The following is an 18238-nucleotide window of genomic DNA, read 5'->3' on the forward strand; positions in this document are numbered from 1 at the left end:
GGGCCGGGTGTTGGCTTCCGTCCGAAACTGCGGCACCCTTGCCGTGTGGTCAGGGCTGTTTTGAGGTGTCGCATATGGGTGATTTCTCCCCCGTCGAACGGCAGATGCGGTTCTGGCTCATCGCGCTGGCCGTGCTTCTCGTCGCGCTTTATCTGCTACGCGGCATTCTGCTGCCCTTCGTGGCGGGCATGGTGCTGGCCTATATCCTCAACCCCGTCGCCACACGGCTGGAGCGGCTGGGCGTGGGGCGGCTGACGGCTTCGCTGCTGATCCTGCTGCTGTTCCTGTTGCTGTTCATTCTGGCGCTGGTGCTGTTGCTGCCAGCTGCCGTCAACCAGTTCGCCGCCCTGCTGCGCAACCTGCCCGCCACCGCCCAGTATCTGCAAGATCTCGCCAAGGAATATGGCGGCCCGCTTGTGGAACATATCGGCGGCCCCGGCGCGCTCGCCAATGCCGAGCGGTCGATGACGGATTTCGCGGGACAGGCGATGCAATGGCTCGGCACATTCGCGTCGTCGGTGTGGTCGGGCGGGCAGGCGGTCATCGGTGTGTTCGCCTTGCTCGTGGTTACCCCCGTGGTCGCCTTTTATCTGCTGGTCGACTGGGAGCGGATGATGGCGACCGTCGACAGTTGGCTGCCGCGTCGCCACGCCGACACCATCCGCAGGATCGGCGAGGACATGAACCGCGCCATCGCCGGCTTCATTCGCGGGCAGGCACTGGTCTGCGTCATCCTCGGCACGTTCTATGCCGTCTCACTGAGCATGATCGGGCTGAACTTCGGCCTGCTCATCGGTTTGCTCTCCGGCGCGCTGACGTTCATTCCTTATGTCGGTTCGTTCACCGGTTTCGTGCTGTCGGCCGGGGTGGCGCTGGTGCAGTTCTGGCCGGAGTGGCCGATGATCGTCGCCACCATCGGCATATTTCTGTTCGGCCAGTTCGTTGAGGGCAACATCCTGTCGCCCAAGCTCGTCGGCGATGCGGTGGGGCTGCATCCGGTGTGGCTGATGTTTGCGCTCGTCGCCTTCGGCTCGTTGTTCGGTTTTGTCGGCCTGCTGCTGGCGGTGCCGATTGCCGCAGCCTGCGGCGTTCTCACGCGCTACGCCCTCCAGCGTTACCTGTCGAGTTCGCTCTACCGGGGCGTGGAGACCGAGAAGAAAGCGAGGCTCCATCTCGATGTCTGACATGCCCCCCGCGCCGCGGCAATTGCCGCTGGAATGGCCTGTGGACACGCGGTTCGAGGCGGAGGATTTTCTCGTCGGTCCGTCCAACGAGCAGGCCTTCGCAATGCTCGCCAATTGGCCCGACTGGCCCGATCCGCTGTTGCGGTTGGTGGGGCCGGAAGGGGCCGGCAAGACCCATCTGGCAACGATATGGGCAACCCGCTCCGGGGCGCGGATCGTACCCGTTGACATGGTAACGGCGGATACGGTGGAGGAACTCGCGGCGCACGGTGTCATCGTTATCGAAGACGCAGATACCGGCACGCGGGACGAGCACGCCCTGTTTCACCTCGTCAACGCCGTGCGGCGCAAGGGCCTGTCCGGAGGCGCGTCCATGCTGGTAACCGCGCGCACCGCTCCGGAGGACTGGGGGCTGGCAACGCCGGATCTGCTGTCGCGCATGCGGCTGTCGCCATTCGTGGCAACCGGCGCGCCGGACGATGCGCTGCTGCGGGCGGTGCTGGTGAAACTCTTCACGGACCGGCAACTGGCCGTCGACATCAGCGTCGTCGAGGCACTGGCCCGCCGCATGGAACGCTCCTTCGCGGCCGCGCGTGCGCTTGTGGCGGTGCTCGATCGTGAGTCGCTCAGCGATGGCCGGCGTATCACCCGCAGCTTCGCGCTTGCCGTGCTGGATCGCTGGGAGGCGGCTGGCGAGGAAACCGGGGCTGCGGAACCGGGGGCTGTGGAAATACTGGGACAAGATGCAGACGAAAGCCCCACATGATATGCGGGCATCGTCTGCCGCGCGGTGCCCGGCGTCATTTTCGCGGCGTTTCTTCGCGGAACTGTCGCATAACGTTGCGACAAAGCAGGATGGAAATGCTGGCAAGATGCAAATGTTTGCGGAATGAAAGCGTTGGTAAGAAAGTGCCGGTATGCACGCCGCACATGAACGCGGGGATTGGACGATGACACAGGTCACATCGGTTTTGGGTTCGCAGGAAGAAACGGCCGGGCAGGGCGCCCGTGTATCGGAATCTGAAGTGACGATCGTCGAGGCTCCGGACGTGGACCTGCGCTATTCGCCGGCGCGGTTGGTCAACCGTGAGCTGTCATGGGTGCAGTTCAACAAGCGCGTGCTGGAAGAGGCGTCCAACAAGCGCCACCCGCTGCTGGAACAGCTGCGCTTCCTGTCCATCTCGGCGAACAACCTCGACGAATTCTTCATGGTTCGTGTCGCGGGCGTGCGCGGTCAGTTGCGCTCAGGCGTGTCGCTGGTGTCGCAGGATGGGTTGTCCCCCGCCGAGCAGCTGTCGCGCATCGGCGCGGAGGTGACGCAGCTCGCCAACGATCAGCACAAGCGCTGGCTGGAACTGCGTGACGAGCTGGTCGAAAACGGCATCGTGCTCATCGATTCGGAAGAGCTGACCCGCGCCGAGCTGAACTGGCTCGATGACTATTTTCTGCATTATGTCTTTCCGGTGGTGACGCCGCTGGCCATCGACCCGGCGCATCCATTCCCCTTCATTCCCAATCTCGGTTTCTCGCTGGCGCTGGCGTTGCATCGGCAGAGCGACAACAAGTCGCTCAATGCGCTCATCCGCATCCCCAGCAAGGTGCAGCGTTTCATCAAGCTGCCCGATTTCGCCGAGACCGGCGCAGCGCGGTTCGTTGTGCTGGAACAGGTGCTGGTGCTGTTCGTCAACCGCCTGTTCCCCGGCTATTCCGTGCAGGGCCAGGGTAGTTTCCGCGTGGTGCGCGACTCCGATCTTGAAATCGAGGAAGAGGCGGAAGATCTGGTCCGCGAGTTCGAGACCGCTCTCAAACAGCGTCGGCGCGGCGTGGTCATCAGGCTTGAGATCGAAGAGGCGATGCCGGAGGTTCTGCGCGACTTCGTCGCCAAGGAACTGAACGTGCTGCCGGATGAGATCTTCGTGTCGCCGGGCAAGCTGGCGCTCAACGAGCTGTCGCAGATCGTCAGCCTCGACCGTCCCGACCTGAAGTTCCCGCCCTACCACCCGCGTTATCCCGAGCGCATCCGCGAACACGCCGGCGATTGCTTTGCCGCCATTCGCGAAAAGGATCTGATCGTTCACCACCCATACGAATCATTTGATGTGGTGGTGCAGTTCCTCCAGCAGGCCGCGCGCGATCCCGATGTCGTCGCCATCAAGCAGACGCTCTATCGCACATCGTCCGACTCGCCCATCGTCAAGGCGCTGGCCGAGGCCGCGGAAGCCGGTAAATCCGTGACGGCGCTCGTTGAGCTGAAAGCCCGCTTCGACGAAGAGGCCAACATCCGCTGGGCGCGCGATCTGGAGCGCGCCGGTGCGCAGGTTGTGTTCGGCTTCGTGGAATTGAAGACGCATGCCAAGCTGTCGTCTGTCGTGCGGCGCGAAAATGGCCAGCTCGTCACCTATTGCCACGTCGGCACCGGCAACTACCACCCCATCACTGCCCGCATCTACACCGATCTGTCGTTCTTCACGGCCGATCCGGCGATTGCGCGGGACGTGGCGCGCATCTTCAACTTCATCACCGGCTATGCGGAGCCGGCGGAGCTGGAGCGCATGGCCGTATCCCCGCTGACCATCAAGCCGCGCATCCTCCAGCACCTGCGCGAGGAGATCGGCCATGTGAAAGCCGGGCGTCCCGGCTCGGTGTGGCTGAAGTGCAACTCGTTGGTGGATACCGAGATCATCGATGCGCTTTATGACGCGAGTCGGGCGGGTGTTCAGATCGATCTCGTCGTGCGCGGCATCTGCTGCCTGCGCCCCGGCATCCCCGGCCTGTCGGAAAATATCCGCGTCAAATCCATCGTCGGCCGCTTCCTCGAACACAGCCGTATCTACGCTTTCGGCAACGGTCATGAGCTGCCTAACCCTCACGCACACCTTTATATTTCGTCGGCGGATTTGATGCAGCGCAACCTCGACAGGCGCGTCGAGGCCATGTGCCCCATCTCGAATCCTACGGTTCATCAACAGGTTCTGGACCAGATAATGCTTGCCAACTTGCTTGATAACGAGCAGAGCTGGGCTATTCTTCCGGATGGGAGGAGCACGCGCATCACGCCCGCGCCGGGTGAGGAGCCGTTCAACGCCCATGCTTATTTTATGACAAACCCGAGTTTATCTGGCCGTGGAAAGTCTCTCAGGAATTCTCGCCCCCGCCGCCTCGCAAAGGGGCACATCGGTTGACCGGAGCGCACGGACGTATGACGCGCCAGAGCATGGTCTGGCTTTCGCCGGCAGGCGGCAGCCGATGAGGCGGTCGGAAGCTTCGGCCCCGGTCGCCATTATCGACATCGGATCAAACTCCATCCGCCTCGTCATTTACGAGGCGCTGGAGCGTTCTCCCGCCCAACTTTTCAATGAAAAGGTGCTTTGCGGTCTCGGTCGCTCCGTTCTCACCAGCGGCAGGCTGGGCGAGGAGGCGGTGGACAAGTCACTCAAGGCACTCGGCCGCTTCCGGCTTCTGTGTGAATCCGCCAAGGTCGGCAAAATCCACGTCCTGGCCACGGCCGCGGCGCGCGATGCGGCCAACGGTCCGGACTTCATTGCCGAGGCGGAGCGGATCCTCGGTCAGAAGATCGAGCTTCTGTCTGGGCGGCGCGAGGCGCAACTGTCTGCCTATGGCATTCTGTCTGGCTTCCACCATGCCGACGGCATCGTCGGTGACCTCGGCGGCGGCAGCCTCGAACTGGTGGACGTTATCGGCAATACCGTGGCGCAGGGCATCACCACCAAGCTCGGTGGCCTTGCGCTTCAGGACATCACCGGCGGGTCGATCAAGAAAGCCGTCAAGGTGATTCGCGATACGCTGGCCGATGCGGCTCCGCTCGATGCTTTGCGTGGGCGCACATTCTACGCCGTCGGCGGTACGTGGCGTTCGCTGGCAGCGCTGCACATGGCGCAGAAGGCGTATCCGCTGCACATCATGCACGGCTACAGCATCCCGGCCCGCGATGCGGTGGAATTCAGCAAGATCGTCGAGCGCGCGGATACCGATATGCTCGAATCGATCGAGTCCGTGTCGGAGGCGCGCCGGCCGCTGCTCGGCTATGGTGCGCTGTTGCTGGACGAGATCATCCGCCGCGGCCGCCCTTCGAACATCGTCATCTCGGCGCTGGGCGTGCGCGAGGGGCTGCTTTACGAGCTGCTCAACGAGCAGGAGCGGCGCATCGATCCGCTGCTCTCCGGCGCGGACGAACTCAACCGTTTGATGTCCCGCGCTCCCGGCCATGCGCATGATCTGATCGAGTGGACCGCACGTCTCTCCGCCTCGTTGCACCTTGACGAGTCGGAAGACGAGCGCCGCCAACGTGAGGCCGTTTGCCTGCTGTCGGATCTCGCCTGGCGCACGCATCCTGATTATCGCGGTGAGCAGAGCCTTAGCCTTATCGCCCATTCGGGTTTGACGGGCATCGATCATCCGGGTCGGGCGTTCATCGCGCTGGCAGTGTTTTTCCGGCATGAAGGCCTGTCGCTTGACGGCGCCAGCTCGCGGATGCGGGAGCTTGTTTCGCCGCGCATGCTCAACCGGGCGCGGATCATCGGCGGCATGCTGCGTGTGGCCTATCTGCTCTCGGCGGCTATGCCGGGTGTCCTGCCGCGCACGCCGGTTGTCGGCAGCGGCGAGAGGTTGGTCCTGTCATTGCCCACCGACATTGAGGCGCTGGCCAATGACCGCTTGTCCGGTCGCCTGCGCCAGCTTGCGCGCATCATCGGTCGCGAGCCGGCCGTGGTGACGGTGCCGGGCAGGGTGAGCGGTTCGGCCGCTTGATATCTCTCCTCGACTGGGAGATACGGTTTCTATGTAAAAAGCCGCCCGAAAGGGCGGCTTTTTCGATTCATGTCAATGATGGACCCGGCTGGGTGTTAGCGTTCGATCAACACCACGCGGCCGTCTTCAATGGCGATGGCCAGCTTGCCGTGCTTGAGGCGAAGCGCCTGCTCACCGAATATTTCACGCCGCCAGCCGGATAGCGCCGGCACATCGGCATCGTCATTCGTGGCAATCGCTTCGAGATCATCGACGGATGCCAGAATCTTGGGCGCGACGCCTGCGGTTTCCGCGATGCCTTTCAGCAGCACCTTGAGCAGCTCCAGCACCGCGCCGGTATTGGCACGGCTGCGCGGACGCTCAAGCGCGGGAAGTTTTGCGGGGTCACGCGCCAGCGCGCGCTGGACGGCTTCGAGAATCTCGCCACCGGCGCGGCTGCGCTCGAACCCGTTCGGAATAGACCGCAGTCGCCCCAGCGCCTCGACGGATTGCGGGGCGTTGACGGCGAGGTCGACGATACCGTCATCCTTCATGACGCGTGAGCGTGGCACGTCACGAGCGCGCGCTTCCCGCTCCCGCCATGCCGCAACCTCGATGAGCACGGCGAGTTCCCGTGGTTTGCGCACCCGCCCGCGCAGCTTTTTCCACGCGTCTTCGGGGTCGAGGTCGTAGGTTGCGGGGTTGGAGAGGATTGCCATTTCCTCATCCAGCCAGCCGGAGCGGTTCGATTCTTCGAGATTGGCCGCCAGCGCCGTGTAGATCGTGCGCAGATGCGTGACGTCGGAGAGCGCATAGGACAGTTGCTGATTGTCGAGGGGCCGCCGCGACCAGTCGGTGAAACGGGAGGACTTGTCGATGCGCACCCGCGCGATATCGTTGGCGAGCTGCTCATATGAAACCGAGTCGCCGTAGCCGCAGACCATCGCCGCGACCTGCGTGTCGAACAGTGGCGTGGGAATGACGTGCCCAAGCTGCCAGACGATTTCGATGTCCTGCCGGGCGGAGTGGAATACCTTGACGACGCCGGTGTCGGCCATCAACGCGAAGAACGGCGACAGGTCTATGCCCGGCGCGAGCGGGTCGATGAGCACGGCCTCCTCGGGGCTCGCCATCTGGACGAGGCAGAGCCGGGAGTAGAAGGTCGTCTCGCGCAGAAACTCCGTGTCCACGGTCACGAAGGGATGCCGGGCGAGGCGGGTGCAGACGGCGGCGAGCGCCTCGGTTGTCGCTATCAGGTCCATGATGGTTTCGCTATAACCGACACGCCGCCGCTTGTCGCGGGGGCAGCGTCGTTTTCGCCGCGTTTGGCGTACTTTTTCAGGCTGATGCTTGACAAGCGTGGCCCGTCGTGGACTTCTCCCCGCCTGCCGGCCATTATCACGGGCGGCGCGTTTCGTTTTTTCCGACACACAAGACTGGCTGTCCGTTATGCATCGCTACCGTTCCCACACCTGCGGCGCCCTTCGCGAATCCGACATCGGCGCGGAAGTGCGCCTGTCCGGCTGGTGCCATCGTATCCGCGACCATGGCGGCGTGCTGTTCATCGATCTGCGCGACCACTACGGGCTGACACAGGTGGTTGCGGACTCCGATTCGCCGGCCTTCGAGGCCATGTCGCAGGTCCGTTCCGAATGGGTGGTGCGCATCGATGGCAAGGTGCGTCGTCGTCCCGCAGGCACGGAAAACAATGAGCTGGCGACCGGGCAGGTCGAAGTCTATGTCACCGCGCTCGAAGTGCTCGGCCCGGCGGCCGAGCTGCCGTTGCAGGTGTTCGGCGATCAGGTGTATCCCGAAGAGACGCGCCTCAAATATCGCTTCCTCGATTTGCGCCGCGAGAAGCTGCATCGCAACATCGTCCGTCGTGGGCAGGTGATTGATTCGCTGCGTCGCCGCATGCGCGAGCAGAACTTCTTCGAGTTCCAGACCCCGATCCTGACGGCGTCATCGCCGGAAGGCGCGCGCGACTTTCTGGTGCCCAGCCGTCTGCATCCCGGCAAGTTCTATGCGTTGCCGCAGGCGCCGCAGCAGTTCAAGCAGCTGACGATGATCGCCGGTTTCGACCGCTATTTCCAGATCGCGCCCTGCTTCCGCGACGAGGACGCCCGCGCTGACCGGTCGCCCGGCGAGTTTTACCAGCTCGATATCGAGATGAGCTTTGTCACGCAGGAAGACGTCTTCCAGGCTGTCGAGCCTGTGCTGCGCGGTGTGTTCGAGGAGTTCGCCGACGGCAAGCCGGTGACGCAGGTCTTCCCGCGTATCCCCTATGCCGAGTCGATGCTGAAATACGGTTCGGACAAGCCGGATCTGCGCAACCCGCTCATCATCGCCGACGTGTCGCAGGAATTCGTGGCTGAGGGCGTGACGTTCAAGGCGTTCCGCGGCGTTGTGGAATCGGGCGGCGTCGTGCGCGCCATTCCGGCGCCGGGGGCTGCAAGCCAGCCGCGGTCGTTCTTCGACAAGCTGAATGACTGGGCGCGCGGCGAAGGCGCGCCAGGGCTTGGCTATATCGTGTTCGAGGAAGAGGGCGGGGCGTTGACGGCCAAGGGGCCGATCGCCAAGTTCATCCCTGCCGAGGTGCAAGCCACCATTGCGGCCAAGGCCGGTATCGGCGCGGGCGATGCCGTGTTCTTCTCCGCCGGAGAAGAGCTGAAGGCCGCCAAGCTGGCGGGCGCGGCGCGTATCCGCATCGGCGATGAGCTGGGCCTCTCGGCCAAGGACCGCTTCGATCTGTGCTGGATCACAGACTTCCCGATGTACGAGTGGAACGAGGACGAGAAGCGCATCGACTTCTCGCATAACCCGTTCTCCATGCCGAACTTCGATCACGACGCGTTTCTGGCGCTCGATCCGGCGGACGAGAAGACGATTCTCGGCATCACCGCATTCCAGTACGACATCGTTTGCAACGGCATCGAGCTGTCGTCCGGCGCCATCCGTAACCATCGTCCTGATATCATGCTCAAGGCATTCTCGATTGCCGGTTATGGCGAGGAGGTGCTGGAGGAGAAGTTCGGCGGCATGCTGCGCGCGCTCAGCTTCGGCGCACCGCCGCACGGTGGCATCGCACCTGGTGTCGACCGCATCGTCATGCTGTTGTGCGACGAGCCGAACATTCGCGAGGTTGTGCTGTTCCCGATGAACCAGCGCGCCGAGGATCTGCTGATGGGCGCGCCGGCGGAAGTGACGCCGAAGCAGCTCCGCGAGCTGCACATCCGCCTCAACCTGCCCGAAAAGCCCGCGTGATCGGATGCCGGCGGGCGTATCCGGCCTGAAAGACGAGCGGCCGGGCCGGGGTGTGGAGGCGATTGTCGTCAGTTTCGACAGCGCCCGTGTCCTGCCCGCCTGCCTCGCGGCTCTGCATCGCGAGGGAGCGGCGGTCACGGTGGTTGATAATGCCAGCACGGATGGCTCGGCTGTGTTGGCGGACAAGCTCGGTGCGCGGGTCATCCGCAATGCCCTTAACGAGGGCTACGGCCGCGCCAACAATGTGGGTGCGCGTGCGGCGACGCATCCTTTCCTGCTGGTGTGCAACCCGGATGCCGTGCTGGATGAGGGGGCGCTGGCGCTGCTGTTGGCAGCGGCTGAACGCTATCCCGATGCGGCAGTGCTGGCTCCGCGCATTGTCGAGCCGGACGGGCGGTTCTTTTTCCAGTTTCGCTCGTTGCTGTCACCATATCTGGCCAATCCGCCCGGCGTGCGCCGTTTTCCGGAGGGCGATTGCTGCGTGCCCTTCCTGTCGGGGGCAGTGCTGCTGATTCGCCGCGATATTTTTCTGACGCTGGGCGGTTTCGATGACAACATCTTCCTGTTTTTCGAGGATGACGATCTCTGCCGCCGCGTGATCGATGCCGGGCATTCGCTGGTGCATGTCCATGCGGCCATCGCACGCCACCAGCGCGGCGGGTCCAGCGCCCCTTCCCTGCGCGGCCTGTTCACCGCGCGGTGGCATATCGCGTGGTCGCGCGCTTACGTCAGCCGTAAATACGGGTTGAAAAGCCCGGCTCTTGGCATGGCTGTCATCAACGGTTTCAAGGCGCTCGGGTCCGCGCTCATTCTCAACCGCCGTTTGGCTGTACGTTATGGCGGTTCGGCGCTTGGTGCGTTCGCCTGGCTGCGCGGCCGCGATGCGCTGGCGCGGCAGGGTTTGTCCCATAACGGTCCGGGGAGTGCATGACGAGGTTCTGGGCGACGGTTTCGGTGGAAGCATCCATGGCGCGCGGCGGCGACAATTTCAGCCTGCTGCGCCACCTGCTGGCGCTTGCCGTGATCGTGTCGCATGCTTTCAGCGTCGGTACAGGCGTGGGGGCCGATGAGCCGTTGCACACGTCGACCGGCTTTTCGCTGGGGGAGCATGCGGTGAATGGCTTTTTCGCCATTTCCGGTTTTCTGGTCACGATGAGCTTCGTCCACCGCGGCCCGCTGGATTATGTCGTGGCGCGCGCGCTCCGCATCGCTCCGGCATTGATCGCGGCGGTGCTGGTCTGCGCCTTCCTGCTTGGCCCGGCGATGACCATTTTGCCGCTGTCCGATTATTTTCGTGATCCGCAACTCTGGCGCTTTATTCAGGCCACGTTGACGACGCTGAAAAGCACCGCGCCGCTGCCGGGTGTCTTCACGGAAAGCCCATTTCATTTTCCGCTCGGCACGGTCTGGACGCTGAAATATGAGGTCATCTGCTATGCTGTGGTGCTGGCGCTCGGCGTGGCCGGGGCGCTGAGGCATCGGGTGGTGGTTCTGGCGTTGGTGACGGGACTGGTGGCGGCGAGCCTGTGGCTCGACTTCCTTCATCCGGAAGCGGGAAAAGGCACGCAGACATCGATCCGCCTGCCGCTGATTTTTCTGGGTGGCAGCCTGCTTTATCTTTATCGCCAGCATGTGCCGTTCAATCCGCTCATTGCCGTGGGCCTTTTTGCGGCGACATGGCTTGTTGCGGGCACGCCGCTTTATCACACACTGCTCTTTCTGGCGCAGATCTATGGCGTGCTGTGGCTCGCGCTCGGCGCACCCGTGGCGATGCGCATGCCGCGCGCAGACCTGTCATATGGTCTGTATCTTTATGGCTGGCCGGTGCAGCAGGTGTTGTTCGTGTTCTTTCCTGCCGCGTCCGCCGCCATGATGATTGCACCGGCAATGGTGCTGTCCGCGATTGTTGCGGCATTGTCGTGGTATCTGATCGAGCAGCCAGCGCTCGCGCTCAAGGGGCGCTTGATGGCCGTCCGCGATCGTCGGATCGCAAAAGCCTGACGACAGAGACAAGCTCCGCCACGTCGCCACCCTGCAGCAGCGGCAGCAGCGATGCGATCTGCGAATCGGGCAGATCCCACCATGCGGTTTCCAGCAGATCGTCAACCAGCGCGTCGGGAAAGCGTCGGCGCACGGGTCGGGCCGGAACCCCCGCGACCAGCGTATAGGGAGCCACGTCCCGCGTGACGACGGCGCGCGCCGCGATCACCGCGCCGTGGCCGATGGTAACGCCGGGCATGATCATGGCGCCCGAGCCGATCCACACGTCGGAGCCGATCACGACATCTCCGCCGCCAGCGCGGTAGTCCGGCAGAGTGGCGCTGCCGGGCCAAGCATCCGGAAAGGCCGAGAAGGGGAAGGTCGATGCCCAGTGCAGGTGATGGCCGCCGCCCAGCAGGATTTCCACCTTGTCGGCAATGGAGCAGAAGCGGCCGATGACGAGCTTGTGCCCCTGATCGGCGAAACGCACCTTGGGGTTGCCATAACTGTGGTCGCCGATGGAAAATCCGTGGCGGCGGATGAGGCGTGCGAGAAAAACCCGCGTTTCGTTGCGCGGGTTGCGCCATCGCTTAATCAGACCGAAAGAAACCATCACCTATTCCTGAAATGCAACCCTTGCGGCTATCGCACCATTGACGAACCTCTGCCGGGAAGCCAAAACGGATGCTCGACGGCCATTCTCAGCAAAAAGTATGAAGGGCGATATACCGATGACCGGCAACATCTCTCAGGACCTCAAGGCGGGGGCTCTCTTTTATCATCGCAATCCCCGTCCGGGAAAGCTTGAGATCAAGCCGACGAAGCCGCTCGGCAACCAGCGCGACCTTGCGCTTGCCTATTCGCCCGGTGTCGCGGCCCCCTGCGAGGCCATCGTTGCCGATCCTGCCGAAGCCGATAACCTCACCGCCCGCCAGAACCTCGTCGCCGTGGTGTCGAACGGTACGGCGGTGCTGGGGCTTGGCAATATCGGTCCGCTTGCCTCCAAACCCGTGATGGAAGGCAAGGCCGTTCTGTTCAAGAAATTCGCCGGCATCGACGTGTTCGACATCGAGGTGGCGGAAACCGAGGTGGACCGCCTCGTCAACGTGGTCGCTGCGCTGGAGCCGACGTTCGGTGGCATCAACCTTGAGGACATCAAGGCCCCGGAGTGCTTCGAGGTCGAGGAGCGGCTCAAGCTGCGCATGAACATTCCGGTGTTTCATGACGACCAGCACGGCACGGCCATCATCGTCGCCGCAGCGGTGACGAACGCTCTGCAACTGGGCGGCAAACGTATCGACAAGGTCAAGATCGTCACCTCCGGTGCTGGCGCAGCGGCGCTCGCCTGCCTCAACCTGCTGGTTTCACTGGGTGCAAAGCGCGAGAATATCTGGGTCACGGATATCGAGGGCGTCGTCTACAAGGGCCGCGAGGCGCTGATGGACCGCTGGAAGGGCATTTACGCGCAGGATACCGACAAGCGCACGCTCGATCAGGTCATCAGCGGCGCGGACATTTTCCTCGGGCTCTCGGCCGGCGATGTCCTGAAGCCCGAGATGGTCAAGAAAATGGGCGTCCGGCCGCTCATTCTGGCGCTCGCCAACCCCTATCCGGAAATCCTGCCGGAAGTCGCCCGCGAGGCGCGGCCCGATGCCATTATCTGTACTGGCCGTTCGGATTATCCCAATCAGGTCAACAACGTTCTCTGCTTCCCGTACATTTTCCGCGGGGCGCTGGATGTCGCTGCATCCACCATCAACGAGGCCATGAAGGCGGCGGCTGTCAAGGCGATTGCCGAACTGGCGCGCGAAGCGCCGTCCGATGTCGTGGCCCGCGCCTATGGCGGCGAGACGCGCAACTTCGGCCCCGATTCGCTGATTCCCAACCCGTTCGATCCGCGCCTCATCCTGCGTATCGCGCCGGCAGTCGCCCGTGCCGCCATGGAATCCGGTGTGGCGCGTAAGCCGATCGAGAATTTCGACGCCTATACCGATTCGCTCAACGGTTTCGTGTTCCGGTCCGGTTTCATCATGAAGCCGGTGTTCAGCCAGGCGCGCGAGGAACCCAAGCGCGTGATCTATGCCGAGGGTGAGGACGAGCGCGTGCTGCGCGCGGCCCAGGCCATCGTGGAAGACGGCATTGCCCGCCCCATTCTCATCGGCCGCCCGGCGGTTGTGGAAACCCGCCTCAACCGCTTCGGCCTGTCACTGAAGCCGGGAATCGATTTCGATCTCATCAACCCCGATGATGATCCGCGTTATCGCGATTACGTCGCGACCTACCTCGAAGTGACGGGCCGCAAGGGCATCACGCCGGAACTCGCCCGCACGCTGATGCGCACCAACCAGACGGTCATCGGCGCGGTTGCGCTGCTGCGCGGCGATGCGGATGCGCTGATCTGCGGTGTCGAAGGCCGCTTCAACTCGCACCTGCGGCACATCCGCGCCATTATCGGCACGGCGCCGGGGGCGGACGACTTCGCCGCCATGAGCCTCGTTATCACCTCGCGGGGGCACTACTTCCTCGCCGACACCCACATCCGCGAAGAGCCGACGGCGCATGAGCTGGCGGATACGGCGATTTCTTGCGCAGCCCATGTGCGCCGCTTCGGGATCGAGCCCAAGATCGCGCTGCTGTCGCATTCCAACTTCGGTTCCAGCGATTCCGCTTCCGCCCGCAAGATGCGGGAGGTTCTGGAGTTGCTGCGCGAGCAGGCGCCGGATCTGGAAGTGGACGGCGAGATGCAGGCCGACGCCGCGCTGTCGCAGCTCGTGCGCGATCGCTCGCTGCCGTCGTCCCATTTGAAGGGTGCGGCCAACGTGCTGATCCTGCCGAACCTCGACGCGGCCAATATCGCCTATCAGTTTGCGCGTGTGTTGGCAGATGCTTTGCCCGTGGGGCCGATTCTGCTGGGCCAGGCAAAGCCGGTCCATATCCTGACGGAAACCGTCACGGCGCGCGGTATCGTCAACATGACGGCGGTTGCGGTCGTGGAAGCGCAGGCCAATGATGTTGCCTCCGGCAAAGGCGTCGCTGCCAAAGGCTGATGTTTTCAAACCGGGCAACCAAAAGCCCCGTATCGATAAAAAATGGCGCCCCGCAAGGGGCGCCATTTTCGTTTGTCACAGCTTGAATGCAAGCTGTTCTACACCTGAACACAACTTCAGTTCGATGCCTCGATGTCGAACTGCTGAAGTGTCACCGCCGGAGGTGCTCCCGATGACAGCTCCGGCAGCGGGACGCCTTCCGGATTGCGGGACTTGGCGGTGATGGTCAGCTTGCCTGGGCCGGATATGAACCGCGATGCGGCAGTGGCAAGCTGGCGCGCCACGGGCGTATCGCCAAGCAGCGCCGGGATGCTCAAGGTCGCAAGGGCGGCATATTGCTGGGTGATCTCTTCCTTGCTTCCGCCGCCCTGCGCCACCTGCTGCTGAACGAAGAGCTGGTGCAGACCGCCGTCCTCCAGCACCAGCGTCAGGTTGGCAAGGGCTGCCTGCTCCAGCGCCAGGAGGGTCAGCCCGAGGTCGCCGGAATACGCCTGCTCGCTGACGTTGTTGAGCCGGGCACTGGCGACGACACTGCCGACATCGACGCCGGACAGCGACAGCGTGTCCACCGTCAGCCGCTGTGTGGCGGAATCCCAATTGCCGCGCAACACCGATGAGAGCGTCAGCTCCTTGTAGCCGAGCGCGCGCAGCTGGCCGATCAAGTCGTCATCCTTCTCATCCGGCACCTGAATGGTGAGATCGGTCAACTCCGTTTCAAAACTCGACACACCATTGCTGACGTGGCCGCCCGTTGTCGTTTCGAACGACTTGACGGAGAAGGCGACAGGATCGGCATTATCCTCGGCGGGGTCGATTTTCACGTCGAGATCGGCAAGCGCCACCCGCCCACCCGAGGGGGCGAAGCGGGCGCTGTCAATGGCGTTGGCTTCATCCGCCGAGCCATCTTTCTTGTCGCTTTCCGGGCGGGCCAACTCTTCGGCGACACTGTCGATTGCCGCAATGGTTGGCTTGAACGACAGGTCACTGATGGTGAACTTGCCGAGCGACGCGGTGCTCGGGCGCGGGCTTCCCTCTGCGCGGCCTGAGGCAGCCAGCTTGTCGAGGGAGAAGTCCAGTTCCTGATCGACGTAGCTGAAGCCGATGGTGTCGAGGCTCAGGCTGAATTCCGTCCCGTCTTGCTCACCCTTGACCTCGACATTGATGTTGCGAGCCGTCGATTCGTCGAAATCGAAGGAGGAGAGAATGTCCGAAATGCCGGTCAGCAACGTGCGCTTTTCGGCGTTGGAGAGATCCTCATAATCGTCGTTTTTCGCCTCAAGCAGATTCAGCAACTCGGCCAGCGGCCTGCGAGGCATGCGGGCCGATATGCCTTTGCCCTCAATGGTCTCGATGGTGAAAGCAACATTCAACGGCCCCGTCTCGGCGGTGGTGGCATCGTCCACCCGCTGCGTCATGCGGTAGTCGCTGATCGAGAACGGGCCGTGGAGCAGGCGTGTCGGGCGGTCGCCGGCCGGCGCGGCGCCTTCGTTGCTGAGCAGCTCGGCGGAAAGCACGATGTCGACGGTATCCATCGTGACAGCGCCAGTCGTGCCGGAATAAACGGCTTTGGTCTCTTCGGCGCTCTTTTCGTCTTTGACCACGGTCGTTTCCGAAATGACGGAGCGCGCGGCGGTGCTGCGGGCGATGATGCCCTTGGCGATGTCGCGCAGCTCGACATCCAGATAGCGGGTGACCTGGGTGATGTTGCCGGTTTTGGTAGTGATAATGAGTTCAGGAATGGAAACGCGGGTCGCCACAAGCGCCGCCAGCCTTGCCGTCAGCGGCTGATTTGCCGGCGAAGCAGTGAACAGCGCCTTCAACTCGGGACCGGACAGGTTGCTTCCCTCGACGGTGGCGAGCGGAATATCGAGCGATATCACCTCTCCGGCGATGCGGATATCTGTAACCTGCACCGATTCGGCGGCGTGGGCCGCGGATGCAAGCTTCGCCAGGGGCGCGGTAAGGCTCGTGGCCGGAAGGTCGGTGAAAAGCGGCGCGCCCGTCAGAAGGAAGGCTCCCGCGAACAAGGCCCGCGTATTTGCGATTGGCAGCATTTATCGTTTCCCGGCTATGATAAAGCAGTTTGCGATCGAATATAGAGCGCACGGTCTGGTTTTGTCAGAACCTTCGGCACTCTGGCGGCGATGTGCGTGTGGCAGACTATCATGCCGCCTTTGCCGTTGACACCTGCGCTGTCCGAAAAGGTGTGCGTTCAAATTCAGCATCCATGCCCTTGCGTGGAACCGCCGCAGTGGCCGGACGCCTATACCTTTTCTGAGGTATATGGCGCGGGAAGGTTCATATTGCGGCGTTATTCGTGCAATCTGACTATCGAATCGCGCGAGGGGACGAACATGGCGGACGGGAATTCCAGCAACTATCAAAATGGCGCCGACCATTCGGCGGACGCGCCGGAACTGTCCTTCCATGCGGTGATCGGCGAAGGCGATCAGGTTCTGCTGACCGCAGGGTCCGTGCACGGCAAAACCGCGTTGCCGCTTTCCGGCAAACAGGCTGCCCACCTTGGGCGCGCCCTTCTCACGGCTTCGGTGGCGTTGCGCGCCGGCTCGTCACGCCCCGCGCCCGGCACACCTGTTGAAGACTGCCACTTTCCGGTGATGCGCTGGACGACCGCGCGCTCTAACCTCAACGGACTGCCGTTGATAGCAATAGAAGTGCCGGGCGGAGTGACGCTGACCTTCCAGCTCGACGATCAGACAGTGTCGCGTTGCGCCGAATCCCTCGTGCGGCTGGCGCAAACGCCTGCAACGCCTGACGACCGATAGCCGCTGCTCACCATATAATATATCCGCATAATATAACCGCCTCCGGACATCCCGCCCTTTGGCGCACTATGCGGGCCAGGCCTGGCCTGTTACAACTCGACGCCGCCGGGGGACCGATCCCGAATCCGCGGGAATGGGCCGGCTACAAGGCGCGGAATCCGTTGAAGAATGACTGACACCCTGACCATTCGCCAGCCCGACGACTGGCACGTCCACCTGCGCGACGGCGAAATGTTGCGCGCTGTCCTGCCGGCCACGGCGGCGCATTTTGGCCGCGCCATCATCATGCCCAATCTCGTGCCGCCTGTCGTCACGACGGCACAAGCCGCTGCTTATCGCGAGCGCATTCTGTCTGCCCTGCCCCCCGGCAGTCCGTTTCAGCCGCTCATGACGCTGTACCTGACCGATGACACCGATGCCGATGACATCATCGCCGGGCATCGGGATGGCGTGGTGACGGCTGTGAAGCTCTATCCGCAGAACGCCACCACCAACTCCCACTTCGGCGTCAGTGACGTCGCGCGTATTCATCCGGTGCTGGAGAAGCTGGAAAAGGCCGGCGTGCCGCTGCTGATCCACGGCGAGGTCACCGACCAGCATGTCGATATTTTCGACCGCGAGGCGGTTTTCCTCGAAACGGTTCTCGACCCGCTGGTGCGCCGTTTCGCCGGGCTGCGCGTGACGCTCGAACACGTCACGACCCGGGAGGGGGTTGATTTCGTCCTCGCGGCCCGTGAGGGGGTAGGGGCTACGGTGACGCCGCACCACCTGATGTTCAATCGCAATGCGATTTTCAAAGGCGGCATCCGGCCGCATTATTATTGTCTGCCGATTGCCAAGCGTGAGGAGCATCGGCTGGCGCTCCGCCGCGCGGTGACATCCGGCAGTTCCCGCTTTTTCCTCGGCACGGACACCGCGCCGCATGGCCGCGAGGCAAAGGAGTCGGCCTGTGGGTGCGCCGGCCTTTATGTCGCGCCGGTTGCGCTGGCCACCTATGCGCAGGTTTTCGCGGAAGAGAATGCGCTTGATCGCCTGGAAGCTTTCGCCAGCCTGAATGGCCCCCGGCATTACGGTTTGCCGGCGAATGATCGCTTTGTAACCCTGCGTCGCGTCTCGCGTTTCGTTGTTGAGGATCAGCCGGTTGAGGGGGGCGATCCGGTCCATATCTATCGCGGCGGTGAAAATGTCGACTGGACGGTGGAACCCGCTTCCTGAAAAGGCGCTTGCGAGG

The 18238-nt window shown here is 63.2% G+C and carries 13 protein-coding genes; 10 read left to right on the forward strand and 3 right to left on the reverse strand.

Annotation, left to right across the window (positions count from 1 at the left end):
• Nucleotides 1-74 precede the first annotated feature (74 nt).
• The 4 genes from FHS81_RS00880 to ppx all read left to right on the forward strand — a co-directional run bounded on the left by FHS81_RS00880 (nt 75) and on the right by ppx (nt 5951).
• Nucleotides 75-1184, forward strand: a complete 1110-nt coding sequence (locus tag FHS81_RS00880) for an AI-2E family transporter (RefSeq protein WP_246374352.1) — start codon at nt 75-77, stop codon at nt 1182-1184.
• Between the two features lies 1 nt (nt 1185).
• Entirely contained in the window at nt 1186-1950 is a 765-nt protein-coding gene (locus tag FHS81_RS00885) for a P-loop NTPase family protein (protein ID WP_246374579.1), read from the forward strand.
• A 184-nt stretch (nt 1951-2134) separates the two neighbouring features.
• Nucleotides 2135-4366 carry an RNA degradosome polyphosphate kinase gene (locus FHS81_RS00890; protein ID WP_183750155.1) on the forward strand — a complete coding sequence of 744 codons (2232 nt, stop codon included), beginning with the start codon at nt 2135-2137 and terminating at the stop codon, nt 4364-4366.
• Between the two features lie 64 nt (nt 4367-4430).
• The gene (gene ppx, locus FHS81_RS00895; protein WP_183750156.1) at nt 4431-5951 is read left to right on the forward strand and encodes an exopolyphosphatase; all 1521 of its coding nucleotides are present in this window, start codon (nt 4431-4433) and stop codon (nt 5949-5951) included.
• Between the two features lie 95 nt (nt 5952-6046).
• Here ppx and rnd read toward each other — a convergent pair whose 3' ends face one another.
• Nucleotides 6047-7192: a ribonuclease D gene (rnd, locus tag FHS81_RS00900; RefSeq protein ID WP_183750157.1), complete on the reverse strand. Its 1146-nt coding sequence runs from the start codon at nt 7190-7192 to the stop codon at nt 6047-6049.
• Nucleotides 7193-7379: 187 nt separating this feature from the next.
• Between rnd and aspS the strand changes: the two genes are divergently transcribed.
• Genes aspS through FHS81_RS00915 form a run of 3 tightly spaced genes read left to right on the forward strand, consistent with a single transcriptional unit; the run spans nt 7380 to nt 11195 of the window.
• Complete coding sequence (gene aspS / locus FHS81_RS00905) at nt 7380-9194, forward strand: aspartate--tRNA ligase (RefSeq protein ID WP_183750158.1); 1815 nt, start codon at nt 7380-7382, stop codon at nt 9192-9194.
• Between the two features lie 4 nt (nt 9195-9198).
• Nucleotides 9199-10125 carry a glycosyltransferase family 2 protein gene (locus FHS81_RS00910; RefSeq protein ID WP_183750159.1) on the forward strand — a complete coding sequence of 309 codons (927 nt, stop codon included), beginning with the start codon at nt 9199-9201 and terminating at the stop codon, nt 10123-10125.
• Complete coding sequence (locus FHS81_RS00915; protein ID WP_183750160.1) at nt 10122-11195, forward strand: acyltransferase family protein; 1074 nt, start codon at nt 10122-10124, stop codon at nt 11193-11195. Before FHS81_RS00910 ends, FHS81_RS00915 begins: the two co-directional genes overlap by 4 nt.
• On the opposite strand, the gene FHS81_RS00920 is transcribed toward FHS81_RS00915, so the two are convergent.
• Entirely contained in the window at nt 11146-11787 is a 642-nt protein-coding gene (locus FHS81_RS00920) for a CatB-related O-acetyltransferase (RefSeq protein ID WP_183750161.1), read from the reverse strand. The two genes, FHS81_RS00915 and FHS81_RS00920, sit on opposite strands and share 50 nt — an antisense overlap.
• Nucleotides 11788-11905: 118 nt before the next feature.
• On the opposite strand from FHS81_RS00920, the gene FHS81_RS00925 reads away from it, so the two are divergent.
• Nucleotides 11906-14221, forward strand: a complete 2316-nt coding sequence (locus tag FHS81_RS00925) for an NADP-dependent malic enzyme (protein ID WP_183750727.1) — start codon at nt 11906-11908, stop codon at nt 14219-14221.
• Between the two features lie 116 nt (nt 14222-14337).
• On the opposite strand, the gene FHS81_RS00930 is transcribed toward FHS81_RS00925, so the two are convergent.
• Nucleotides 14338-16275 carry a hypothetical protein gene (locus FHS81_RS00930; protein WP_183750162.1) on the reverse strand — a complete coding sequence of 646 codons (1938 nt, stop codon included), beginning with the start codon at nt 16273-16275 and terminating at the stop codon, nt 14338-14340.
• A gap of 300 nt (nt 16276-16575) precedes the next feature.
• Here FHS81_RS00930 and FHS81_RS00935 point away from each other — a divergent pair, with 300 nt between their 5' ends.
• Together FHS81_RS00935 and pyrC are read left to right on the forward strand one after the other, a co-directional pair.
• Nucleotides 16576-17007, forward strand: a complete 432-nt coding sequence (locus FHS81_RS00935) for a hypothetical protein (RefSeq protein WP_183750163.1) — start codon at nt 16576-16578, stop codon at nt 17005-17007.
• A gap of 168 nt (nt 17008-17175) precedes the next feature.
• The gene (gene pyrC / locus FHS81_RS00940; RefSeq protein WP_183750164.1) at nt 17176-18222 is read left to right on the forward strand and encodes a dihydroorotase; all 1047 of its coding nucleotides are present in this window, start codon (nt 17176-17178) and stop codon (nt 18220-18222) included.
• Nucleotides 18223-18238 lie beyond the last annotated feature (16 nt).

It is taken from the genome of Pseudochelatococcus contaminans (genome assembly GCF_014195635.1).
Classification (GTDB): Bacteria; Pseudomonadota; Alphaproteobacteria; order Rhizobiales; family Beijerinckiaceae; genus Pseudochelatococcus; species Pseudochelatococcus contaminans.

Coding starts and splice junctions, on each gene's coding strand:
- FHS81_RS00885 (WP_246374579.1), top strand. CDS start 1,186: ATGCCCCCCGCGCCGCGGCAATTGCCGCTGGAATGGCCTGTGGACACG.
- FHS81_RS00915 (WP_183750160.1), top strand. CDS start 10,122: ATGACGAGGTTCTGGGCGACGGTTTCGGTGGAAGCATCCATGGCGCGC.
- ppx (WP_183750156.1), top strand. CDS start 4,431: ATGAGGCGGTCGGAAGCTTCGGCCCCGGTCGCCATTATCGACATCGGA.
- FHS81_RS00935 (WP_183750163.1), top strand. CDS start 16,576: ATGGCGGACGGGAATTCCAGCAACTATCAAAATGGCGCCGACCATTCG.
- FHS81_RS00890 (WP_183750155.1), top strand. CDS start 2,135: ATGACACAGGTCACATCGGTTTTGGGTTCGCAGGAAGAAACGGCCGGG.
- FHS81_RS00910 (WP_183750159.1), top strand. CDS start 9,199: ATGCCGGCGGGCGTATCCGGCCTGAAAGACGAGCGGCCGGGCCGGGGT.
- FHS81_RS00930 (WP_183750162.1), bottom strand. CDS start 16,275: ATGCTGCCAATCGCAAATACGCGGGCCTTGTTCGCGGGAGCCTTCCTT.
- pyrC (WP_183750164.1), top strand. CDS start 17,176: ATGACTGACACCCTGACCATTCGCCAGCCCGACGACTGGCACGTCCAC.
- rnd (WP_183750157.1), bottom strand. CDS start 7,192: ATGGACCTGATAGCGACAACCGAGGCGCTCGCCGCCGTCTGCACCCGC.
- FHS81_RS00880 (WP_246374352.1), top strand. CDS start 75: ATGGGTGATTTCTCCCCCGTCGAACGGCAGATGCGGTTCTGGCTCATC.
- FHS81_RS00925 (WP_183750727.1), top strand. CDS start 11,906: ATGACCGGCAACATCTCTCAGGACCTCAAGGCGGGGGCTCTCTTTTAT.
- FHS81_RS00920 (WP_183750161.1), bottom strand. CDS start 11,787: ATGGTTTCTTTCGGTCTGATTAAGCGATGGCGCAACCCGCGCAACGAA.
- aspS (WP_183750158.1), top strand. CDS start 7,380: ATGCATCGCTACCGTTCCCACACCTGCGGCGCCCTTCGCGAATCCGAC.